This window comes from Rhodanobacter sp. KK11 (assembly GCF_033345435.1).
GTDB lineage: Bacteria > Pseudomonadota > Gammaproteobacteria > Xanthomonadales > Rhodanobacteraceae > Rhodanobacter.
Genome location: NZ_JAWPMI010000006.1, coordinates 29,511 through 51,827, shown reverse-complemented (window position 1 = coordinate 51,827; position 22,317 = coordinate 29,511). Strand labels below are relative to the sequence as shown.

Below are 22,317 nucleotides of genomic sequence, written 5' to 3'. Positions count from 1 at the left end.
GTACCGGCGAAACGCCCCGGCGGGCGCGGTTCAGCCCAATGCGGCGAGCGCCTTCGCCAGCCGCTTCGCCGAGACCGGTTCGGCGGTCTTCAGTTCCTGCGCGAACAGCGATACGCGCCATTCCTCGATCAACCAGCGCAGCTCGGCGAGCTTCGCCGCATCGGCACCGGCGGCGCGATGCTGCAGGTACGCGCGCCAGTACGGCAGCACCTGCAGCAGGCGCTGCTGGTCCTTCGCCGGGTCCTGACGCAGGCGTTCGCCGCGCAGGCGCATCGCCTTCAGGTAGCGCGGGTAATGCGCCAGCCGCGCCGGCGCCAAGTCGCGCAGGAAACCCGGCGCGAGCAGCGCATCGAACTGTTCGCGCAGGTCGTCGTAGCTGGCGCGGGCGAAACCCAGCAGCGGCGGCTGCAGCCACGGCTTGAGATCGGCCTGCGCCTCGATCACGGGTTCGGCCAGCTTCAGCCGCTCGACGCCGGCGCCGAACAGCTCGCGCGCACACTGCGTGCGCAGCGCCTCGAACGTGCCGGCGGTGCGCACGTCCAGCTCGTGGCGTCCGAGCAGGTCGGCGAAGCCGCCTTCGAGCAGGTCTTCGCGCAACCCGTCCACGCCACCGAGCGGTGCGTATTTCAAGGCCAGCGCATTGCCGATCGGCAGGCGCCGGCGCGCCTGCTTCGCTTCGCTGGCCAGCGCGTTGCGCAGCAGCCGCACGACGCCCTGCCGGTGCGCCGCGCGTGCCTCGTCGCTGCGCTCGAACACGCGCAGCGCCACCGTCTCGCCCAAGTCGACCAGCGCCGGGAAGGCGGCGAGGCCGCCGTCGGAACGCACCTGCGCCGGGATCTCCTCGAAGTCCCAGCTGGTCACGTCCTCGCGGGTCAGCTCGAGATCCGTCTTGCGCGAGAACGCCTCGCGTGCCTGGCCTTCCCACTGCCTGCGCAACGCGGCCAGATCGCGACTGCTGGCCAGCGTCTGGCCGCGTTCGTCGTGCAGGCGATAGCGCATCAGGAAGTGCGGCGGCAGCGCGACGGCGGCAAATTCGCCGGCGGCGATGTCGACGCCGGTGGTGCGTTTCAGGAATGCGGCCAGCACCTTCGCCAATGCTTCGTCGCGTGGCGGCTCGGCCTCGACGAAGGCCCGCGCGAAATCCGGCGCGGGCACGAAATTGCGGCGCAGGGCTTTCGGCAAGCCGCGGATCAGCTCGGCCACCTTGTCGACGAGCAGGCCGGGCACCAGCCATTCGCAGCGCGCCGCCGGCAGCGCGTTCAGCATCGCCAGCGGCAGCTGCAGGGTGACGCCATCGGCCTCGTCGCCGGGGACGAAGCGGTATTCGAGCTTGTACTTCTGTGCCGCCACCTCGATCGCCGCCGGGAACGCCTTCGCGTCCAGCCCCGTGCCGCCGACCATCACGTCGCCCAACGACCAATGCAGCGCAGCCTGTTCGGCGGGACGCGCCTTGCGGTACCACGCGTCCAGCGCGCGGCTGCTGGCGATCTCCTCGGGCAGCTTGCCCTCGAAGAACGCGACCAGCTCGTCCTCGTGGCGGATCAGGCCTTCGCGGCGCTGCTTCGCCTCGATGCCAAGCGCCTCCTCCAGCACGCGCTGGTTCGCGCGTACGAAATCCGCGGCCGCTCTTGCGCGTCCTGCGCCCGCGGCACTTGACCGTCCATGGTCGGCGCTCTCGATGTCGCCGCGCACCAGCGCCTCGCGCAGGAAGATCGCGTGGGCCAGCGCCGGGTCCTGCGCCTGGAACGTGACCGGCCGCTTCTCCACCAGCACCAGGCCGAACAGGCTGACCTGCTCGTACGCCACCACGCAGCCACGCTTCTTCGACCAGTGCGCATCGCGGCAATGCGTGCGCAACAGATGCGCCGCCTGCTGCTCGATCCACGGCGGCTCGACGCGCGCATTCATCATGCCCCACACGCGCCCGCCCACGTCGAGGATCTGCGCGGAGAAGATCCAGTTCGGCGGCGATTTGGCCAAGGCCGAACCGGGGAACACCTGGAACTTGCGCTCGCGCGTGCTCTGGTAGACGCCCTTCTCGTCCTTGCGGCCGACCTGGGTCGGCAGGCCGGCAAGCAAAGCGCGATGCACCGATTCGTACAACCGCTCAGCGTCGACGCTCTCGCCCCCTCCCCTGCTCGTCCCAAAGGGACTTCCTTCGGTCGCAGGGGAGGGTTGGGGTGGGGTTCGGTTTTGATCTTGTGCCGCGACGCGAAAAGCCTCACCCCCTCCCAGCCTCCCCCTGCGCGCAGGGGGAGGAGCAGAGCGCGCAGCTTGCGGCGGTCCATCCAGCCTCCACCCCAGTTCCTCCACCACCAGCAGCAACTGCCGATGCAGCTCGCGCCACTCGCGCATGCGCATGAAGCTGAGGAAGTGCCGCGAGCACCAGTCGCGCAGCTTCGACTGGGTCAGTTCCTCGTGCGCCCCTTGGTAGGCGCGCCACAAATTCAGCACGCCGCTGAAGTCGGACCTCGGGTCGGCGAACACGGCGTGCGCGGCGTCGGCCTGCTGGCGTGCGTCGCCGGGACGCTCGCGCGGGTCCTGGATGCTGAGGAAGGCGACGATGACGAGCAACTCGCGCAAGGCATGCAGTTTCTCGCCCTCGACCAGCATGCGCGCCAGCTGCACGTCGATCGGCAGGCGGGCCAGCGTGCGGCCGATCGGCGTGAGCCTGCGCGCGTCGTCGATCGCGGAGATTTCGGTGAGCCGACGGAAGCCGTCGGCAATCACGCGCGGGTCGGGCGCGTCCAGGAACGGGAAGTCGTCCACCTCGCCCAGCTTCAGCGCCAGCATGCGCAGGATCACGTTGGCCAGCGAGGAGCGCAGCAGTTCGGGATCGGTGAACGCGGCGCGGCCGGCGAAGTCGGCCTCGTCGTACAGGCGGTAGCAGATGCCCGGCCCGACGCGGCCGCAGCGACCCTTGCGCTGGTCGGCTGCCGCCTGCGAGACCGGCTCCACGTGCAGCCGTTCGAGCTGGCTGCGCTGGCTGTAACGCTTCACCCGCGCCGTGCCGGTGTCGATCACGTAGCGGATGCGCGGCACCGTGAGCGAGGTCTCGGCCACGTTGGTGGCCAGCACCACGCGGCGCTTCACGCCGGGCTTGAACACGCGGTCCTGATCGCCGGCGGACAACCGCGCGTACAGCGGCAGGATCTCGGTCTCGCGGTACTGCCGGCGCGACAGCAGCTGGTGCGCGTCGCGGATCTCGCGCTCGCCGGGCAGGAACACCAGCACGTCGCCGCGCGGGTCGTCGTGGCTGATCTCGTCGAGCACCGCGGCGATGTGCTCGGCGCTGCCCTGCTGGAAAAGGGGGTCAGAGTCACTTTTCGGCCGGCGCGACGGTGCGCTGGACACTCCCTCTGCCGAAAAGTGACTCTGACCCCCTTTTCCCACCGGCCGCCAGCGCAGCTCCACCGGGTACGCGCGCCCTTCCACCGCCACCACCGGCGCACCGCCGAAGTGCTCGGCGAAGCGTGCGGTGTCGATCGTCGCCGAGGTGACGATGATCTTCAGCTCGGGCCGCTTCAGCGCCAGACGCTTGAGGTAGCCGAGCAGGAAGTCGATGTTGAGGCTGCGCTCGTGGGCTTCGTCGATGATCAAGGTGTCGTAGGCGGAGAGCCACGGGTCGCCCTGGGTCTCGGCGAGCAAAATGCCGTCGGTCATGAACTTGACCAGGCTGCGCTCGGATACCTGGTCGTTGAAGCGCACCTGGAAACCCACCACCTCGCCCAGCGGCGTGCCCAGCTCCTCGGCCACGCGCCGCGCCACCGAGCGGGCGGCCAGCCGGCGCGGCTGGGTGCAGCCGATCATGCCGGCCTCGCCGCGGCCGGCGGCCAGGCACAGCTTGGGCAACTGGGTGGTCTTGCCCGAGCCGGTCTCGCCGGCGACCACCACCACCTGGTGCTCGCGGATCAGCTTGACGATGTCGTCGGCGCGCGCGCTGATCGGCAGCGACTCGTCCAGCCGGATCGGCGGCCTGGCCGCGGCGCGGGCGCGGCGTTTGGCCGCGGAGCGCTCGATATCGGCGGCCAGCGCCCCGATCTTGTTCTCGTCGGGACGGCGCGACAGCGTGCGCCAGCGCCCCAGCAGGCGACCGAAATCGCGGCTGCACACCGCCTCCAGTTGCCGGCGCAGCGTGCGCAGGCCGGAGGCGGCGGCGGAATCATCGGCGGTCGGGTGGAGGTCGCTCATCGGACCGCACATGATAGCCGTTGGCGCGCTTCAATCTGATAGCCGCAGGCTATCGGCGGCATCCGAAGGATTCATTTCAATCGCGGCCGTCGAGCCGTTACCGTTGATCCATCGACTCATCACTAGAAGGAGCAGCACATGGCCATTTCCATCGGCATCGCCAAGAAAGACCGCGAGGCGGTCGCCAGGCACCTGTCCAAGCTGCTGGCCGATACCTACTCGCTGTACCTGAAGACCCACAGCTTCCACTGGAACGTCACCGGCCCGCAGTTCAACAGCCTGCACGCCATGTTCGAGACCCAGTACAACGAACTGTGGCTGGCCGCCGACGAAGTCGCCGAGCGCATCCGCACCCTGGACGTGTTCGCCCCCGGCTCCTACAGCCAGTTCGCCAAGCTGAGCTCGATCAAGGAAGAGTCCGGCGTGCCGGAATGGAAGGAGATGGTGGGTCAGCTGGTCGAAGGCCACGAGGTCGCCGCCGCCACCGCGCGCGACGTACTCAAGGCCGCCAACGCGGCCGGCGACGACGGCACCGCCGACATGGTCACCGGGCGCCTGAAGGAGCACGAAAAGACCGCCTGGATGCTGCGCTCGCTGCTCAGGTAAGCAAACGCCGGCGCGTCGCCGGCAAGGCGACGCGCACGGCACTCCCGGCACCTCGCCGGGCACCGCCCCAACGCCCGGCGCCACTGTCCGGCTCGCCCGGCCGGGGAGGCAGGCAGGCCCGGCGGCAGGAGCCCGTTTCCGCTGCCGGCGAAATCCGGCCGGGAACCCCGGCTATTTAGGCGCGTACTGGCTGCACAGCCGGTGCAGGTCGTCGCTGTATTTCCGGCGCAAGACGAAAATGGCGAGCTTGTTGCACCCGATACCAAGTATGAGCGAAGCGACCGCCAAGGCCAGGATGTTGTAATGGGAGGCCTGATAGACAACCGCTATCAGGACGGCCATGGTCACGACCCCGACCCACGTCAGCCAGTGCCCCAGGGCCAGCCAGAACAGCAGCTTCCCGACTTTTTTCCTCTGGGCCCGGTCCAGTCCCTGCAGCTCGACCATGTCCTTGACGAAAAGCTCGCCTCTCATGCCTTGGCACCTCCGTTGAACGCCGCCACCAGCATCTTGCCCACCCCGAGATTGCACGCATCGATACCGGAATACCTTACCGAGTGACCCTTCGACGCGATCACCAGCGCCGGCGAAAGCCGGACCTTGAGCGCCTGCCGAAGATCATCCCGCCCACCGCATATGAAACCGCCGCCGAACCTGCACGGCTCCTCCAGGTTCATGCCTTCGGCAAGGACGATGAGATTGAACGTGCCGCCGAGCAACATCGACACCTTTTCGAGGTACTTCAAGAACACCATGCACACCGGGCACTTGATGGAAACGAAGACCAGCGCCGTCGTCTTGCCTTCGGCTTCCACTCCATCGATCGCCGGCAGGATCCCGCTCACGTCCTTCGCCCGCAGGCCCGCGTAGCCGGCCCTGGAAAGGCTCGCGCCCATCCTGAAGCCGCACAGGACCAGCAGGGCCGAAAGCAGCGTCAGGCAGGAAGTGGTCACGCCCAGCGCCCCGACTCCCGCGACCAGTGCCGACAGGCCAAGGACGGTGGCAACCATCGTCGTGTTGGTGCGCCCGTCCACCATCGACGCCACGCCGAAGCAGGGGCACCCTGAGCGCGCAAACAGGAGCCTGCCCGCGAAAAGCATGGCCAGCAGGAGCACGCCCAGGCCGCAGAGCACCCACCGGTTCGAGGGGCCCCACAGCAGGGCCGCTCCACCCAGGGAAATATCCACAAGAACCATGGCGGCCAGGAGCCACAGCGACCGCTGCAGCGGAATACCCGCCTTGTTGGCCACCCAAAGCACGATCGATTTGCGGTCCGAGACTTTCTTGTAAGCCGAAATGAAGAAAACGGTCGACAAGCATCCCGCAGATACAGCGTCCGCCCACGAATACATATCACCTCCCATCGCGGTAGTGGCGACGTGCACGTCAGGCACGCCGCCACTATCCATCAGCAGCCGAACACGTGGGAACCTATGCCACCCAGCGCAATACCGGCCGCTGCCCCTGCCCAGCCGCCGACGATCCCACCAACGATGCCCCCGCCGATCTCCCACTTGTCGCTGCAGGAGAGTACGGCGCCGGAAACGCTCTCGATTTCTTCCAGACTTATCTCGCGCATAGATGCTCCATTCGAATTCGATGAACTCGGCAAAAATCTTGCCGAACCCGGTTATTGCGCAGCCGAAACCACGTCGTCAGCCGGCGCAGCCGCCGCCGATCGCGTCGCCGATCCAATGCCCGGCGGCGGCGCCGACCCAGGCACCGGCAGGATTGCCACCCGAAAGAAGAAAACCCTCGAGCGCGAACGAGCCGATCAGGATTCCCTGACAAGCGTTGATCATGCCGCCAGAAACTTGCTCGATGTCCTCAAAACTCAACGTCTGCATGACTTCCTTCCTCTTGGTTGAAGACCGAAGCGGTATCGCCCGGCCATGGTGGGAAACGGCCGCGTGCCGCTTCCAAAGACTTCGCCTGGCCGGGGGAACAGCAGCCCCCTGCCGGCCACACTTCCCCCGCACGGCGCAGCCCGCGGCCGCGCGGCTTCAAAACTCGCGAGCCCGTCCGCGCACCGGACGGCATACCCCATCCCCTGCGAATCCCCCCGATATCCACCGGATCGCACAGGCCGGCCCCGGCCGCCACGAACAGGCCCCGTACCTGTCCCCCAGGCAATCCAGCCGCCTGGATCCGGAATTGCCCGAGCCGCCCCCTCATTGCCCCTCGATCGCACTAGCGGAAATTCAGGCCGCTCCGGCTTCGGCCCGCATCGTCGTGGTATCGCTGACCAGCAGGGTCGCAACGCCGCCGTGCAGGACGATGGCCTTGTCCGCACTTGCGATCGTCTCCGGCCGATGGGCGATGACGATCCGGGTGATCTTCAGCCGCTGCACGGCGGCGTTCACCCATCGCTCCCGCTGGATATCCAGATGGCTGGTGGCTTCGTCCAGCACCAGCAGCTTCGGCTGCCGGTACAGCGCCCGCGCCAGGATCACCCGCTGCTTCTGCCCCCCGGACAGGCTGGAACCCATGTCGCCCACCAGGCTCTGATAGCCCATCGGCATCGCCGCGATGTCGTCGTGCACGGCCGCGAGCCGCGCAGCCGCCTCGACTTTCGCCGAAGTGGCCTCGGGATCGAAAAAGCCGATGTTGTCCGCGACGGACCCGGCGAAGAGCTGATCGTCCTGCATGACGGCGCCGAGCCACTGGCGATAGCTGTCCAGGCCCAGCTTGCGGATATCGATGCCCCCAAAGCACACCGCACCCTCGGTGGGTTCCAGCAGGCCCAGCACGATCTTCGCCAGCGTGCTCTTGCCGCAACCGCTGGGGCCGACAATGGCCACCGATTCGCCGACCTCGACGCGCAGGCTGCAGTTCCTGAGAATCCACGGTTCGCCTTCCGCGTAGCGGAAGCTGACGTTGCGCAGCTCGATGCTGGCTTCGGGCGCCGGGCCGTCCCACGCGACGTCGGCCGCCTTCTCCGGTTCGGTCAGCGCGATGTCCGCCACCCGCTCCGCATGCAGCTTGAGCATGCTGAATTCCACCCACTTGTCGACCAGGCCCGTGGCGCGGGTGGTGAACTGGTCGGCGTAGGCGATGAAGGCGACCAGCATGCCGGCGGAGAAGCGGTTTTCCAGCGCCAGCGTGGCGGCGATCCAGATCATCGCCACCCGGCCGATGCCGAACACCAGCTGGTTGCTCAGGGCAAAGGCGATACTCAGGCGCTGGATGCCGATGTCGCGGTTCGCGGTGGACACGGTGGCGTTGGCGTAGCGCGACAGCCGCTCGCCCTGCTTGTTGGCCAGCTTGACCGGCATGACGCCACGGATGGATTCGAGCAGCTCGCTCTGCTGGCGTGCGGCATGGACGATCTGTTCTTCGTTGGCGCGGCGCAGCGGGTTGAAGAACACCCAGCGGATCAGCCCGTAGCCGGCGAACAGGCCGACCACCAGCGCGGTGAGCCAGGCACTGTAGAGCGCCATTACCGCCAGGGTCACCAGCGACATCGCGCCGTCCAGCAGCGAGCCGACGAACTGCGTGGTCAGCGTGCGCTGGATGCTCTGGATCGAGCCGAAACGCGACACCACGTCGCCCACGTGGCGCTTCTCGAACCAGTCCAGCGGCAGCCGCATGAGATGGCCGAACAGGTTGCTGGCCCACTGCACGTTCAACGTGGCGCCCAGCCAGGTGACGGCCCACGAGCGCGCCGCGGTGATCGTCGCCGAGAAGACCGCGATGCCGATGAAGCCGAAGCCGAGCAGGGTGAGCAGGTCGTGGTCGGCCGACACCAGTACCTGGTCCATCACCCACTGCAGGTAGAACGGCGCGGCCAGCGTGAACACCTCCAGCGCCAGCGCCAGCAGCAGGATCTGCACCAGTGCCGGCACCAGCCCACGCACGCGCCCGGTCAGCGCGCGCAGGGAGACCGCCTGGCGCTCGCGCACCGGGGCGAAATCGACTGCGGGGCTCAGCTCCAGCGCCACGCCGGTGAAGTGGTCCGAGGCTTCTTTCAGGCTCAGCTTGCGGATGCCGCGTGCCGGATCGTGGATGACGATGCCGCGCGGACCGGCGCGCCTGAGCACCACGAAATGGTTGAGGTTCCAATGCAGCACGCACGGCGTCTTGAGCTGCACCAGGTCGTCCATGTCCAGCTTCAGGGGGCGGCAGGCAAAGCCCAGCTGCGCCGCCATCGCCATCAGCCGCGCCAGCGTGGCGCCCTTGAGCGAAGTGGAGAAACGCCGGCGCAAGCCCGCGAGGTCGAGGTCGTGGCCGTGGAAGTTGGCCACCATCGCCAGGCAGGCCACGCCGCACTCGGCGCCTTCGGTCTGCAGCATCATCGGCAGGCGACGGCGCCAGCCGAACTGCAACGGCACGCGATGGCTCCGCAGGGAGCCGGCGAGCCGATCCTTCCGGATGCCGTCAGCCATGCGCCGCCCCTCCCGCCATGCGTTGCGCCATGCCGTACAGCGGCTCGAACACCCACTCGATCAGCCGCCGGCGCTCCATCAGGATGTCGGCATCCAGCGCCATGCCCGGCTTGACCGGCTCGGGTTTGCCATAGGCCAGCACCTGCTGGCTGTCCAGCGTCACCTTCACCTGGTACACCGGCTCGCGCGGCTGCTGTCCCACCAGCGCGTTGACTTCGGTGGGAGTCAGCGCGCTGCGCGAAACATCGGCGACGCGCCCGTACTGCTGGCCGAACTTCTGGTAGGCGAACGCCTGGTAGCGAAGCACCACCCGGCTGCCCGGCTCGATGAAACCGATTGCCCGGCTGGGCACCAGCAACTGCGCCTGCAGAACGGCGCCCGCCGGCAGGATGGACAGCAGCGGCTGGCCCGCGCCGACCATTTGCCCTTCCTTCGACAGCACCGTGGACACCACCCCGTCGCGCGGCGCGCGCAGCACCACCGCGCGCTGCATTTCGTTCTGCGCCATCGACTGGGCGACGCTGGCGAGCTGGCGCTCGGTGTCGTTGCGCCGGACGGCGTCGTCCAGCGGCAACTGGGCCAGTTGCTGCTGCGTCGCGTCGAGCTGCTGGCGGGTATCGAGCTGCTGGCGCACCAGCGTCTTGTACTGCGTCTGCGCCTCCAGCAGGGCGGCCTTCTGCTGCTGCACCTGCACCGCCGACACGTAGCCCTTGCCGGCCAGCGGCTCGATGCGTTCCAGCATCCGCCGGTTGCTCTCGACCTGCTGCCGCTGGATGTCCATCTGCCCCGCGATCTGCGCGAGTTGCGCGCGCAGCAGGACCGCCTTGGCCTGCAGCGCGCCAGCCTGCTGCCGCGACAATTGTGTTTGGTTGGACAGGTCGTCCTGCAGCCGCTCGCGCTGCGCCGCCAGTTGCTGCCCGACCAGCGCGTGGGTGTCGCCCAGCGAGGCGCTGTCCTGCTCGCTGGAAATGCTCAACAGCACGTCGCCGGCCCTCACCGTCTGGCCGTCGCGCACCAGCAGGCGGGTGACGGTGCCGGCGCCGGGCGCTGCCACGTTGAGCAGGCCCGCACTCGGCACCAGTTGTCCGGTGACTGTCTCGCGCCGCGTGTAGTGACCAAGGAACAGGAACAGCAGGATGCTGGCCGCCACCACCAGCGCCAGCGACGTCAGCAGCCAGCGCGACAGCGGCGCGGCGACGATGATCGAACCCAGCCACTCGCCGCGTTTGGCGTCGAGGACTTCCTGGCGGAACAATCCCTGTGACAAACCCGTGCGCTCCCTGCTGATCCGGTGGACTATCCAGTCGACGCCCCGGCACTTCGGCCGGCGTCGGAAGGCGGCGATTGTTCGCAAGCAGGCATGCGGAATCCATAGGAACATTTCCTAAAACATCCGGACCCGGAGGAAATGCCGACGGTCGGCGTGCGCCGGAAAGCCCTCATCGGCGCCATGTCGCGAGCAGGATCGAACGGCACCACGCATGCCAGAAAATCCCGGCGACAGAAACGCGGACCCGCGATCCAGGGCAAGCACCCGGCAGTGCGCGAAAACGATGCGCACCAACACCGGCGGCAACGGACGGGCGACGACGCCAGCGACACCCGGCAGGCATCCCTTGCGCCGAAGCGCGCACAAGGTCGGGCCTGACCTTGCGCTGACCGGCTTCCCGCGGGTTTATTGGCCGCCAGCCGCACATTCGGTAAGCTCTTGCGGCTCTACCGCCTGTTGCGCAGGCTTCCTCCGGGGACTTTTTTGAGCGCCACCGCAGCAACCCACAACAGCCGGTATCCGCTGCTCACGGCGATCGTGCTCGCCCTGCTCGTGGCGGCCATGAACATCGGGCTGTGGTGGTACGGCAACCTGCCGCGCGGCCCGGAGGATTGGCACGGCAAGATCGGCGGCTACGCCGTGTCGGTGTTCCAGCGCTACCAGAGCCCGTTCAAGCAGGACTATCCCAGCGACGACGAGATAGCTTCCGACCTCAAGCTGCTGCACCGGTACACGGACCGTATCCGTACCTACACGATGCAGCAGAATCCGCAGCTGTACCGGCTGGCGCAGAAGGAGGGCCTGAAGGTGATGGCCGGCGCCGAGATCGACAAGCGCCTGGACAACAACGAGCGCGAGATCGAACTGCTGATCGCCAAGGCGCGCGCGTATCCGGACACGATCACCCGCATCATCGTCGGCAACGAGGTGCTGTTCCGCAACGACCTCACGCCCGAACAGATGATGGCCTACCTGGACCGCGTGCGCGCCGCCGTGCACCAGCCGGTGTCGATCGCCGAACCGGACTACATCTGGCTGAAGTACCCCGAGCTGGTCCAGCACGTCGACTTCATCACCATCCACCTGTTCCCGTTCTGGAACGGCGTGCCACGCCACGACGCGGTGGACGCCGCCTATGGCGCCTACCAGTCGATCGCGCAGCGCTACCCGGGCAAGCCGGTGGTGGTCGGCGAAATCGGCTGGCCGTCGAACGGCGACCGCCACGAGTACGCCGATCCCTCCGTCTCCAACGAGGCGATCTTCATCCGCGACTGGATGAACAAGGCGAAGCTCGCGCACATCGACTACTACCTGCTGGAGGCGTTCGACCAGCCGTGGAAGGAAAACCTCGGCGAGGGCCGCACCGGCGCGTACTGGGGCATGTTCAACGCCGATCGCCAGCTGAAGTTCCCGCTGACCGGCCCGGTGGTCGAGGACACCTCGTGGCCGTGGAAGGCGCTGGCGGCGAGCCTGCTGGCGCTACTGCCGATGATCTTCTTCGCGCGCCGCTTCAGCCGCTTCAAGCTGATGGGCCGGCTGTTCTTCTGCATGCTGATCCAGCTGGCCTGCGGGCTGATCGTATGGTCGGCCACATTGCCGTTCAACTTCTACCTGAGCTGGGTCGACTGGACCATGCTCACGCTGCTGTTCCCGGCGCAGATCGCGATCCTGGCGATCCTGCTGATCAACGGCTTCGAGTTCACCGAGGTGCTGTGGCGGCGCCGGTGGATGCGCGAAGCCGGCATGCTGCACCCCGACCCGCCCGAGAAGCAGCCGTTCGTCTCGATCCACCTGGCCTGCTACAACGAGCCGCCGGAGATGGTGCAGGTCACGCTGGATTCGCTGGCGGAACTGGACTACGCCAACTTCGAAGTGCTGGTGATCGACAACAACACCAAGGACCCGGCGGTGTGGGGTCCGGTGAAGGAGTACTGCGAGAAGCTGGGCAAGCGCTTCCGCTTCTTCCACCTGGAGCCGTGGCCCGGCTTCAAGGCCGGCGCGCTGAACTTCGGCCTGAAGGAAACCGCGCCCGAGGCCGAGGTGGTGGCGGTGATCGACGCCGACTACGTGGTGCGCCCGGACTGGCTGGCCACCCTCACCGGTCACTTCCACGACCCGAAGGTGGCGGTGGTGCAGTGCCCGCAGGCGCACCGCGACTTCGGGCACAACCGCTTCCGCCGCATGACCGCGTGGGAGTTCGACGGCTTCTTCCGCATCGGCATGCACCATCGCAACGAGCGCAACGCGATCATCCAGCACGGCACCATGACCATGGTGCGGCGCTCGGCGCTGGAAGGCACCGGCGGCTGGTCGGAGTGGACCATCTGCGAGGACGCCGAGCTGGGCCTGCGCCTGATGCACGCCGGCTACGAGCTGGTCTACGTCGACGAGCTGATGGGCAAGGGTCTCACCCCGGCCGACTTCAAGGCATACAAGAGCCAGCGCTACCGCTGGGCGTTCGGTGCCATGCAGATCCTCAAGGGCCGCTGGAGCTGGATGACGCAGAAGGGGCCGCTCTCGGCCGGCCAGCGTTTCCACTTCCTCACCGGCTGGTTCAGCTGGTTCGCCGACGCGCTGCACCTGGTGTTCACCCTGATGGCGCTGTTCTGGACCGCCGGCATGGTCGCCTTCCCGCAGTACTTCAGCCTGCCGATGCAGCTGTTCCTGATCCCGGTGATCGGCTTCTTCTTCGCCAAGGCGATCTTCGGCATCGTGCTGTACCGCGCGCGCGTGCCCTGCGGCTGGTACGACACCCTGATGGCCTCGCTGGCCAGCATGGGCCTCAGCCACGCCATCGCGCGCGGCATCCTGCACGGGCTGACCCGGCAGAAGACCTCGTTCGTGGTGACCGCCAAGAGCCGACGCATGGGCGGCTCCAGCTTCGCCGCGTTCGCGCCGGTGCGCGAGGAGCTGCTGATGGCGCTGGCGCTGATGCTGTGCATCGCCGGCATGGCGCTGGGCTACGGCACACGCTACATCGAAGGCACCTTGTGGATGTTCATCCTCGCCGCGCAGTCGATTCCATACGTCTCGGCGGTGATCGGCGCGTGGATCGCGCACAGGTCGGGTGACAAGGTCGGTTGACGTTGTCCCGATCGGGCAGCACCAGGGCTTCATACGAAGCCCACATGAAGTTGGGTAAGCTCCCTGCATCCGAGCACGCCACGAGGACGGAACCCCACGCATGCGCCGCCCCCGCCGACGCCTTAGCTTCCTACTGCCGTTGTTGCTGCTGGCGTCACGGGCGCATGCCGGAGTGCAACTGGTGGTGGATGGCGTCGCCGACCCGCTGAAAGCGGCGGCGGTCGCCGGCGTGGAATTGTCGCAGTACGCCAACCGCGATGTCAGCGACGCCCAGGTGCGGCGGCTGTACGAGCGCGCACCCGGCCAGGTGCAGTCCGCGCTGCGACCGTACGGCTACTACGACGCCAGCGTCACCGGCGAGCTGCGGCAGGTCGGCAAGGATTGGCGGGTGACCCTGCACGTGCAGCCGGGCGAACCGGTCAAGGTCACCGCGGTCGACGTGCAGCTGGAGCAGGAAGCGTCGGACATCCCCGCCGTTCGCCACGCGAAGCGCGCGCTCGAGCGGCTCAAGGGCAAGCCGCTGGACCACGGCGCCTACGACGCCGCGCGCGACGCGCTGAGCGCGCAGCTCACCGCCAACGGCTTCCTCGACGCCCGCCTGCTCACCCACCGGGTCGAAGTCACCCGCGCCAACCACAGCGCGGCAATCAAGCTGGCGTGGCAAGCCGGCCCGCGCTATCGCTACGGCCAGGTGCATTTCGAGGGTTCGCAGTTCGACGACGGCTTCCTCGACCGCTACGTGCCGTTCAAATCCGGCGACTACTTTTCGCAGGACCAGTTGCTGGAACTGCAGCAGGCGCTGAACGGCGCGGACTATTTCGCGGTGGTCAACGTACAACCGGACGTGGACACGGCGAAGAACGGCACGGTCGACGTCACCGTGCAACTGGCGCCGGCCAAACGCTCGATCTACACCGGCGGCCCGTTCATCGGCACCGACACCGGCTTCGGGGTGCGCGGCGGAATGGAGCGGCGCTGGGTCAACCGGCGTGGACACAAGTGGAAGAACGAACTGGTGGTGGCGCAGAGGCTGAAGACGCTGTCCACGCTGTACTCGATCCCGCTGCCCGGCGACAACCAGCGCAGCTACAACGTCGGTGCGAACTTCCGCGACGCCAACACCTCCACCTCGCAATCGCGCACGCTGGAACTGGTCGGCAACGAAACCCGGCAGTGGCATGGATGGACCCGCAGCATGGGCGTGCACGTGCTGTCCGGCACGTTCACCGTGGGCAAGCGCGGTGGCGAAGCGGACAACGCGCCCGGCATCGAGCACGGACACAGCACGCTGGTGTTCGCCGAGGCCGCGCTGACGCGCAAGCGCGCCGACAACCCCGACTTCGTGCACCGCGGCTGGCTGCTCAGCGTGGCCGCGCGCAGCACCGCAGGCACACTGCTGTCCGACGCCAGCTTCAGCGAACTGACCGCCGACGCGAAGTGGATACGTGCGTTCGGCGCGCGCGCCCGCAACCGGCTGATCCTGCGCGGCAGCGCCGGCGTGGCCTGGACCAACGACTTCGCCGCGTTGCCGCCGCAGCTGCGCTTCTTCGCCGGCGGCGACCGCTCGGTGCGCGGCTACGGCTACCAGTCGATCGGCCCGCGCAACAGCGCCGACCGCGTGATCGGCGGCAAGAACCTGCTGGTCGCCAGCAGCGAGGTCGAGCATTACTTCACGCGCAACTGGGGCATGGCGGCGTTCGTCGATGCCGGCAACGCGTTCAGCGGCACCGACTACCGGCCGAAGATCGGCGCCGGCCTCGGCCTGCGCTGGCGCTCGCCGGTGGGCATGATCCGCGTCGACCTGGGCACGCCGATCCACGACGATCGCGCGCACGGCATCCAGTTGCATCTGGTGATCGGGCCGGACCTGTGATGAAGAGAGTACCGACCTGCACCTACCTTTCGCCCTCCCCTGCGCAGCAGGGGAGGGCTGGGGAGGGGTCGCTCTTCGCCAAACCTGAAACGATCCTGGCAAAAGCGACGGATGGAGCAAGCTGACGGCATGAAATGGTTCAAGCGCATCGCCATCGCATTCACCGCGTTGCTGCTGCTCGCGGCGGCGGCGCTATGGTGGCTGCTCGGCACCGGCTCCGGCCTGCGCTTCACACTCGCCCGGGCGCAGGCCGCCACCGGCGGCGCGCTGCATGTGCAACAAGCGCAGGGCCGCCTGCTCGGTCCGCTCGACCTGGCCGGCATCCGCTACGACGACGGCAAGGGCACCGTGGCGACCGTGGCGAAGGCGCATCTGGACCTGCGCTTCTGGCCGCTGCTGGCCAGACGCCTGCACGTGCTCGCGCTGGACGTCGACGGCGTCGAGGTGACCCTGCCCAAATCCTCACCGAACGACACCGCCCGCTCCGCCAGCTTCTCGTTGCAGCCACCGATCGAACTGACCCTCGACCGCGCACACGTGGGCACGCTGAAAGTGATGCGGGATAATCAACCGCTGTTCGCCTCCGATCGGCTCGACCTCGCCGGCAGCTGGACCGACCACGGCATCGAACTGCGCCGGCTCGTTCTGCAGGCGCCCGACGGCCACGCCAATCTGGATGGCACGTTGGCGATCGGCATGCGTTACCAGGGCAAGGGCAAGGCCGCCTTCGCCTGGAAAATCGGCGACACCGGCTATGCCGGCAGCCTCGATGCGCACAGCGACGGCAAGCGGGCGCAGCTTGACCTCAGGCTCACCGCGCCGGCCGTGGCCCGACTGCAAGTGGACCTGGTCCAGTCCGGCGACTATGCCTGGACCGGCCAGCTCGACGCGCCGCGCTTCGACCCGAAACCGCTGCTCGGCGACAGTTCGCTGAAGGCGCTGGCGATCGCCGTGCAAGGCCATGGCGACCGCTACAGCGGCACGCTCGACGGCCGATTCGATCTCAATGACTACCAGCTGTTGCTGCAACCGCTGCGCGCGCAGTTCAGCCACGACTTCGCCACGCTGAGCCTGCAGCAGCTCAAGCTCGGCTCGCCGCAGGTCAGGGGCAGCCTGGAAGCCAGCGGTACCGTGCAACTGGCCGCCAAGCCGATCAGCGCCGCACTGGATATCCGTTGGAACGACCTGCTGCTGCCGGCGGGCCGGGTCGGCCAGGCGCTGGCCAGCCGCGGCTCGCTCAAGGCCAGCGGCAGCGCCGATGCGTACCACGCTGAAGGCGATGTCGACATCGGTCCGCCGGGCAAACCCGCGAAGCTGGCGCTGAATCTGGATGGCACGGCCCGGCTCGTCACCCTGCACACGCTGCAACTGAAACAGGCGCGCGGCGGCCTGCAGGCACACGGCACGCTGACCCTGCAACCGATGCTGGCATGGCAGGCCGAGGCCAGCGCCGACAAGCTCGACCCCGGCCAGTTGTTTGCCGGCTGGAACGGTGCACTGGATTTCGACATCGCCAGCCGCGGCAGCCTGACGAAGAACGGCCCCGAGGCCAGCCTGGACATCCGCCGACTGGCCGGCAAACTGCGCGAACGCGCCCTCGCCGGCAGCGGCAAGTTGCACCTGTCAGCGGATGAAGTGGTGGACGGCCAGCTCCGGCTGGCCTCGGCTGGCAGCAGCATCGAGCTGACGGCCCGCCCCGGCACCAGCAACGATGCCGACCTGCAGTTGGCCATCGCCTCGCTGGGCGATTGGTTGCCGAATGCGAGCGGACGTCTGGACGGCCATTTCAGCCTCCGCGGCAAGTTGCCGAAGCTGGGCATCAACGGCCAGCTGCATGGGCAGTCGCTGGCCTGGCGGCAACAGCGGATCGACACGCTGCGCCTGATCGTCGGTCTCCCCGATACCAGCCGCCTGGCGGGAAAACTGGAGCTGCAGACCGGCAACGCCGCCCTGCAAGGCCTGCTGTTCCGGCAGCTGCACCTGCTCGCCGAAGGCAGCGAGGGCAGCCATCGCCTCAGCCTGGACGCCCGCGGCAGCCAGCTCTCCGGCTCGCTCGTCCTGCGCGGCGCGCTGAAAGGGTCGGCATGGAACGGCACGCTCTCCACGCTCGACCTGGAACCGCAGGGCATGCCCGGCTGGCGCCTGCTGCATCCCTCGCAGCTCGGCTACAACGACGGCGCGATGAGCCTGTCCGAACTGTGCCTGAGCGCCGGCGATCCGCAGCTATGCGTGACCGCGAGGCGGGACAAGCCCGGCAACCTCGACGCCAATTTCCGGCTGCAGGCGTTGCCGCTGGCGCTGCTGCTGAACGCCAGCGGCAACGCCGACCTGCCGATGCGCGCCGACGGCACCATCGAAGGCAGCGGCAAGCTTCGCCGCAGCGCCGCCGGCGCGCTCAGCGGCAACGCCGCGATCAGCTCCGCGCGAGGCACGATCAGCTATACCGATCGCGCCGACGAGCCCTTGCTGCATTACAGCCAGTTGCACCTGGACGCCGATCTCACGCCCGCCGGCCAGCGCATCGAAGTGCATGGCGACCTCGACGACGGCGGCCGCCTGGACGGCCAGCTCACGATCAGCGGCGCCCGGCAGGCACTTGGCGGACAACTCGATCTGCGTCTGAACAAGCTCGCCTTCATCGAGCTGTTCACCAGTGAGCTGGCCAGCGTCAAGGGCGGCGCCGACGGCAATTTCCGCTTCGCCGGCACGCTCGACCAACCGGCGCTCACCGGCCAGGCCCAGTTGCGCGGCTTCGCTGCCGAAATCCCCTCGGCCGGGCTCAGGCTCAGCGAGGGCCAGCTCACGCTGAGCACCACCGATGCGCGGCAGTTGCTGATCCATGGCCAGGTGAAGTCGGGCGCCGGCACGCTCGCCATCGCCGGCAACGCCGGCCTCGGCGCCGGTGCAGAAACCGCGCTGACGCTCAAGGGCAGCCAGTTCACCGCCGCCGACATTCCCGCCGCCAGGGTGGTGGTCTCGCCCGACCTTACCGTGAAGCAGGACGCCAAAGGCATCGTTGTCGGCGGCGCGCTCGGTATCGACAGCGCCGAGGTGAACGCCGACAAGCTGCCCGGCGCCGGAGCCACCCAGGCCTCGCCCGATGTGGTGGTAGTCGACGAAGAGCATCAGCAACAGGCCGCCGGCAAGTTGCCGATCAGCGGCCTGGTCAAGGTCGACCTCGGTCGCCGGACGCACGTCGTCGGCATGGGCCTGGACGGCCGCGTCAGCGGCACGCTCACCGTGGCCGAGCGCCCCGGTCGCGCCACCACCGGCCAGGGCCAGCTCGCCGTCAACGGCACCTACAAGGCCTATGGCCAGAACCTGCAGATCCAGCGCGGCCAGCTGCTGTTCGCCAGCACACCGATCGACAACCCGGGACTGAACATCCGCGCGGTGCGCAAGCTCAATCCCAACGCCACCATCGACGAAGGCCAGGAGGTAGGCCTGCTGGTTTCCGGCACGGCACAGCGGCCGATCCTCACCGTGTTCTCCAATCCGGTGATGGAGCAGTCCGACGCGTTGTCCTACCTGGTCACCGGCAAACCGCTGTCGCAGGTGAAGGGCGGCGAAGGCGACATGGTCGGCGCCGCCGCACAGGCGCTCGGCTCGGCCGCCGGCGACCTGCTGGCCAGGAGCATCGGCGCACAGCTGGGCGTGGACGATATCGGCGTGTCCAGCAACGCGGCGCTGGGCGGCAGCTCGGCGTTCTCCGTGGGCAAATACCTGTCGCCACGGCTGTACCTCAGCTACGGCGTGGGCCTGTTCGAGCCCGGCCAGGTGATCACCCTGCGCTACCGGCTCAGCCAGCGCTGGAATTTCGAGGCGCAGCAGGCCACCGAGTTCAGCCGCGCCAGCCTCAACTACCGCATCGAGAAGTAGCCGCCGACCGTCGGCGTAGCCCACAGGTCATGCCCACAAGGCCGCCCCGGCGGATTATCGTGGATGCTCTCCCAAGGCAGAGGAACGACCATGCAACGCATGCGATGGATACTCGCGGCAGCAATCCTGTGCAGCCCCGCGGCATGGGCAGCGATGCCGGCAGGCCAGCCTTCCGGCATCGATCTGGCCGGCATCGACCACGACGTGAAGCCGGGCGACGACTTCTTCCGCTACGCCAACGGCCAGTGGCTGAAGACCGCGCAGATTCCTGCCGACCGCTCCAGCACCGGCACCTTCCTCAAGGTGTTCGAGCAGGCCGAGAAGAACACCGCCGAGCTGATCCGCAACGCCGGCGCCAGCCAGCCCGCCGCGGGCAGCAACGCACGCAGGATCGCCGACTACTACGCCGCCTGGATGGACACCGCCGCGATCGAGCGACACGGCCTGGCCCCGCTCAAGCCGGAGCTGGCGCAGATCGACGCGATCGCCTCGCGCGCCGACCTGGCCCGCGTGCTGGGCAGCCGCCTGCGCGCCGACGTCGATCCGATGAACGCCACCAACTACCACACCACGAACCTGTTCGGCCTGTTCGTGACGCAGGGGCTGGAAGATCCCTCGCACAACATCGCCTACCTGCTGCAGGGCGGCCTGGTGATGCCCAGCCGCGAGTACTACCTGTCCGACGACGCGCACATGGTCGCCACCCGGGCCAAGTACCGGACCTACATCGGTGCGTTGCTGAAACAGGCCGGCATCGCCGACGCAGAGGCAAAGGCAAACACCATCCTCGAGCTGGAAACGAAGATCGCCAGGGCGCAGGCCAGCCTGCTCGACAGCGAGGACGTGCACAAGGCGAACAATCCGTGGCGCATGGCCGACTTCGCGCACAAGGCGCCGGGACTGGACTGGGCCGCGTATTTCAAGGCCGCCGGCCTGGACGGCCAGCCGCGGATCGACGTATGGCAGCCGGGCGCAATCACCGGGCTGTCCGCGCTGACCGCCAGCGAACCGCTGCAAGCATGGAAGGACCTGCTGCTCTTCCACACCCTGGACCAGAGCGCCAACCTGTTGCCCAAGGCCTTTGCCGACCTCGGCTTCGACTTCCACGGCCGCACCCTGCAGGGCACGCCCGAGCAGCGGCCGCGCTGGAAGCGCGCGGTGGGCGCCACCAGCACCGACCTCGGCGACGCCGTGGGCCAGCTCTACGTGAAGCATTACTTCCCGGCCTCGTCCAGGGCGGAAGTGGAGCAGTTGGTGCAGAACCTGCTCGCCGCGTTCGACGAGCGCATCGACACGCTGAGCTGGATGACCCCGGCCACGCGTGCAAAGGCCAAGGCCAAGCTCGCCACGGTGCGCGTGGGCGTCGGCTATCCGGATACCTGGCGTGATTACGCCGCGCTGGAGATCCGTGCCGACGACGCGCTCGGCAACCAGCGCCGCGCCGAGAAATTCGAGTACGAACACCAGCGCGCCAAGCTCGGCCAGCCGGTGGACCGCGCCGAGTGGTGGATGACTCCGCAGACCGTCAACGCGGTGAACCTGCCGCTGCAGAACGCGCTGAACTTCCCCGCCGCGATCCTGCAGCCGCCGTTCTTCGACCCGAACGCCGATGCCGCCGCGAACTACGGCGCGATCGGCTCGGTGATCGGCCACGAGATCAGCCACAGCTTCGACAACATGGGCGCCGAGTTCGACGCCGAAGGCCGCCTGGCGAACTGGTGGACGCCGGAAGACCTGGCCCACTTCAAGGCCGCCGGCAAGCGGCTGGCGAAGCAGTTCGACCAGTACGAGGCGCTGCCCGGCCTGCACGTCAACGGCGAACAGACACTGGGCGAAAACATCGCCGACGTTTCCGGCCTGACCATCGCCTACCTGGCCTACCAGAAATCGCTCGGCGGCAAGCCGGCGCCGGTGATCGACGGCCTGACCGGCGACCAGCGCTTCTTCCTCGCCTACGGCCAGGCCTGGCGCGGCAAGATCCGCGACGCCGCCCTGCGCCAGCGCCTCGCCACCGACGTGCACGCCCCCGGCGACTTCCGCGCGCAGACCGTACGCAACCTCGACCAGTGGTATCCCGCGTTCGACGTCAAGGCGGGCGAAAAACTGTACCTGGCGCCGGAGCAGCGGGTGAAAATCTGGTAGGCGTTTCCCTGCACTGAAAACGAAGGGCCGCATGCAAATGCGGCCCTTTTTGCCTGGAACCATGACGGTTGCGGCGGCGGATCGGTCCCGTCGGAAACCCGGGCCTACTTCCTCCTGGCCGCTCGTTGCGCCAGCGCTGCGCCGTTGGCCGCCACCGCGGTGCTGACCAGTCGCCTGAACGCCGTCTCGTCGAGCTTGTCTCCTTCGCGCAGGTCGATCGCACGCCGCGCGTTTCCCTCCAGGCTGGCATTGAACAGTTTCTTCGGGTCGCTGACGGACGCGCCGCGGGCGAAGGTGAGCTTCACCTTGTCCTTGTACGACTCGCCGGTGCAGACGATGCCGTCATGCGACCACACCGGCGTACCGCCCGAGCCGGGCTTGACCCATTTCCACTCTTCCTGGATCGCGGGGTCGGCCTCGTGGATGAGCTGGCGGACGCGTGCGAGCATGGCGCCCCGCCAATCGCCCAGTTCCTCGATCCGCTGGGTGATGTGCACGGCCGCCATGCCGTCATCCGGACGATCTGTCGATGTCATGTTCTCCTCCTTCCTTTTCACCGGCCGCCGCTGCGCGGGCCGGTGAGCATAACCCGCGACATCACGACATTGCGCCCAGGCCATCGTCATGTATAACATGCGTTATAACAAACTCCGGAGGCCGCCATGAAGCTGAAGATCACCACCATCGGCAACTCCGCCGGCGTCATCCTGCCGCGCGAACTGCTGGCCCGCCTGCGCCTGGAAAAAGGCGACGAGCTATTCGCGCTGGAAACCCCCGACGGCATCCGCCTCACCACCTACGATCCCACCCTGGCCAAACAGATGGAGGTGGCCGAGGAAGTCATGCGCAAGGATCGCAACGTCCTGCGCAAACTGGCGCAATAGGCA

At 67.9% G+C, this 22,317-nt stretch carries 14 protein-coding genes; 6 read left to right on the top strand and 8 right to left on the bottom strand.

Features of this window, described 5'->3' with window-relative positions:
• Nucleotides 1–30: 30 nt before the first annotated feature.
• Nucleotides 31–4,191 carry an ATP-dependent RNA helicase HrpA gene (gene hrpA / locus R5H19_RS17005; RefSeq protein WP_318160248.1) on the bottom strand — a complete coding sequence of 1,387 codons (4,161 nt, stop codon included), beginning with the start codon at nucleotides 4,189–4,191 and terminating at the stop codon, nucleotides 31–33.
• A gap of 138 nt (nucleotides 4,192–4,329) precedes the next feature.
• Between hrpA and R5H19_RS17000 the strand changes: the two genes are divergently transcribed.
• Nucleotides 4,330–4,797 carry a Dps family protein gene (locus R5H19_RS17000; protein ID WP_318160247.1) on the top strand — a complete coding sequence of 156 codons (468 nt, stop codon included), beginning with the start codon at nucleotides 4,330–4,332 and terminating at the stop codon, nucleotides 4,795–4,797.
• A gap of 171 nt (nucleotides 4,798–4,968) precedes the next feature.
• On the opposite strand, the gene R5H19_RS16995 is transcribed toward R5H19_RS17000, so the two are convergent.
• The 6 genes from R5H19_RS16995 to R5H19_RS16970 form a co-directional block, all read right to left on the bottom strand.
• Complete coding sequence (locus tag R5H19_RS16995; protein WP_318160246.1) at nucleotides 4,969–5,271, bottom strand: hypothetical protein; 303 nt, start codon at nucleotides 5,269–5,271, stop codon at nucleotides 4,969–4,971.
• Nucleotides 5,268–6,113 (bottom strand): hypothetical protein, encoded by an 846-nt coding sequence (locus R5H19_RS16990; RefSeq protein ID WP_318160245.1) that lies wholly within the window; start codon nucleotides 6,111–6,113, stop codon nucleotides 5,268–5,270. Before R5H19_RS16990 ends, R5H19_RS16995 begins: the two co-directional genes overlap by 4 nt.
• A gap of 92 nt (nucleotides 6,114–6,205) precedes the next feature.
• Nucleotides 6,206–6,376, bottom strand: a complete 171-nt coding sequence (locus R5H19_RS16985) for a hypothetical protein (protein WP_318160244.1) — start codon at nucleotides 6,374–6,376, stop codon at nucleotides 6,206–6,208.
• 76 nt (nucleotides 6,377–6,452) lie between these two features.
• Complete coding sequence (locus tag R5H19_RS16980; protein ID WP_318160243.1) at nucleotides 6,453–6,644, bottom strand: hypothetical protein; 192 nt, start codon at nucleotides 6,642–6,644, stop codon at nucleotides 6,453–6,455.
• Nucleotides 6,645–6,998: 354 nt separating this feature from the next.
• On the bottom strand, nucleotides 6,999–9,182 hold the full coding sequence (locus R5H19_RS16975) for a peptidase domain-containing ABC transporter (RefSeq protein ID WP_318160242.1): 2,184 nt from the start codon (nucleotides 9,180–9,182) through the stop codon (nucleotides 6,999–7,001).
• The gene (locus R5H19_RS16970; protein ID WP_318160241.1) at nucleotides 9,175–10,449 is read right to left on the bottom strand and encodes an HlyD family efflux transporter periplasmic adaptor subunit; all 1,275 of its coding nucleotides are present in this window, start codon (nucleotides 10,447–10,449) and stop codon (nucleotides 9,175–9,177) included. Before R5H19_RS16970 ends, R5H19_RS16975 begins: the two co-directional genes overlap by 8 nt.
• Nucleotides 10,450–10,935: 486 nt before the next feature.
• On the opposite strand from R5H19_RS16970, the gene R5H19_RS16965 reads away from it, so the two are divergent.
• From R5H19_RS16965 to R5H19_RS16950, 4 genes are all read left to right on the top strand, one after another.
• Complete coding sequence (locus R5H19_RS16965) at nucleotides 10,936–13,536, top strand: glycosyltransferase family 2 protein (RefSeq protein WP_318160240.1); 2,601 nt, start codon at nucleotides 10,936–10,938, stop codon at nucleotides 13,534–13,536.
• Between the two features lie 100 nt (nucleotides 13,537–13,636).
• Complete coding sequence (locus R5H19_RS16960; protein WP_318160239.1) at nucleotides 13,637–15,409, top strand: autotransporter assembly complex family protein; 1,773 nt, start codon at nucleotides 13,637–13,639, stop codon at nucleotides 15,407–15,409.
• 129 nt (nucleotides 15,410–15,538) lie between these two features.
• Entirely contained in the window at nucleotides 15,539–19,288 is a 3,750-nt protein-coding gene (locus R5H19_RS16955; protein ID WP_318160238.1) for a translocation/assembly module TamB domain-containing protein, read from the top strand.
• A gap of 90 nt (nucleotides 19,289–19,378) precedes the next feature.
• Complete coding sequence (locus tag R5H19_RS16950; protein WP_318160237.1) at nucleotides 19,379–21,430, top strand: M13 family metallopeptidase; 2,052 nt, start codon at nucleotides 19,379–19,381, stop codon at nucleotides 21,428–21,430.
• A 104-nt stretch (nucleotides 21,431–21,534) separates the two neighbouring features.
• On the opposite strand, the gene R5H19_RS16945 is transcribed toward R5H19_RS16950, so the two are convergent.
• Nucleotides 21,535–21,966 (bottom strand): DUF1801 domain-containing protein, encoded by a 432-nt coding sequence (locus tag R5H19_RS16945; RefSeq protein WP_318160236.1) that lies wholly within the window; start codon nucleotides 21,964–21,966, stop codon nucleotides 21,535–21,537.
• 126 nt (nucleotides 21,967–22,092) lie between these two features.
• On the opposite strand from R5H19_RS16945, the gene R5H19_RS16940 reads away from it, so the two are divergent.
• Nucleotides 22,093–22,314, top strand: a complete 222-nt coding sequence (locus R5H19_RS16940; RefSeq protein ID WP_056390071.1) for an AbrB/MazE/SpoVT family DNA-binding domain-containing protein — start codon at nucleotides 22,093–22,095, stop codon at nucleotides 22,312–22,314.
• The last annotated feature ends 3 nt before the right edge of the window (nucleotides 22,315–22,317 follow it).

Excerpts from the sequence above, each read along its gene's own strand:
- R5H19_RS16985 (WP_318160244.1), bottom strand. The coding sequence starts at position 6,376 with ATGCGCGAGATAAGTCTGGAAGAAATCGAGAGCGTTTCCGGCGCCGTA.
- hrpA (WP_318160248.1), bottom strand. The coding sequence starts at position 4,191 with ATGAGCGACCTCCACCCGACCGCCGATGATTCCGCCGCCGCCTCCGGC.
- R5H19_RS16995 (WP_318160246.1), bottom strand. The coding sequence starts at position 5,271 with ATGAGAGGCGAGCTTTTCGTCAAGGACATGGTCGAGCTGCAGGGACTG.
- R5H19_RS16960 (WP_318160239.1), top strand. The coding sequence starts at position 13,637 with ATGCGCCGCCCCCGCCGACGCCTTAGCTTCCTACTGCCGTTGTTGCTG.
- R5H19_RS16945 (WP_318160236.1), bottom strand. The coding sequence starts at position 21,966 with ATGACATCGACAGATCGTCCGGATGACGGCATGGCGGCCGTGCACATC.
- R5H19_RS16980 (WP_318160243.1), bottom strand. The coding sequence starts at position 6,644 with ATGCAGACGTTGAGTTTTGAGGACATCGAGCAAGTTTCTGGCGGCATG.
- R5H19_RS17000 (WP_318160247.1), top strand. The coding sequence starts at position 4,330 with ATGGCCATTTCCATCGGCATCGCCAAGAAAGACCGCGAGGCGGTCGCC.
- R5H19_RS16955 (WP_318160238.1), top strand. The coding sequence starts at position 15,539 with ATGAAATGGTTCAAGCGCATCGCCATCGCATTCACCGCGTTGCTGCTG.
- R5H19_RS16975 (WP_318160242.1), bottom strand. The coding sequence starts at position 9,182 with ATGGCTGACGGCATCCGGAAGGATCGGCTCGCCGGCTCCCTGCGGAGC.
- R5H19_RS16940 (WP_056390071.1), top strand. The coding sequence starts at position 22,093 with ATGAAGCTGAAGATCACCACCATCGGCAACTCCGCCGGCGTCATCCTG.
- R5H19_RS16950 (WP_318160237.1), top strand. The coding sequence starts at position 19,379 with ATGCAACGCATGCGATGGATACTCGCGGCAGCAATCCTGTGCAGCCCC.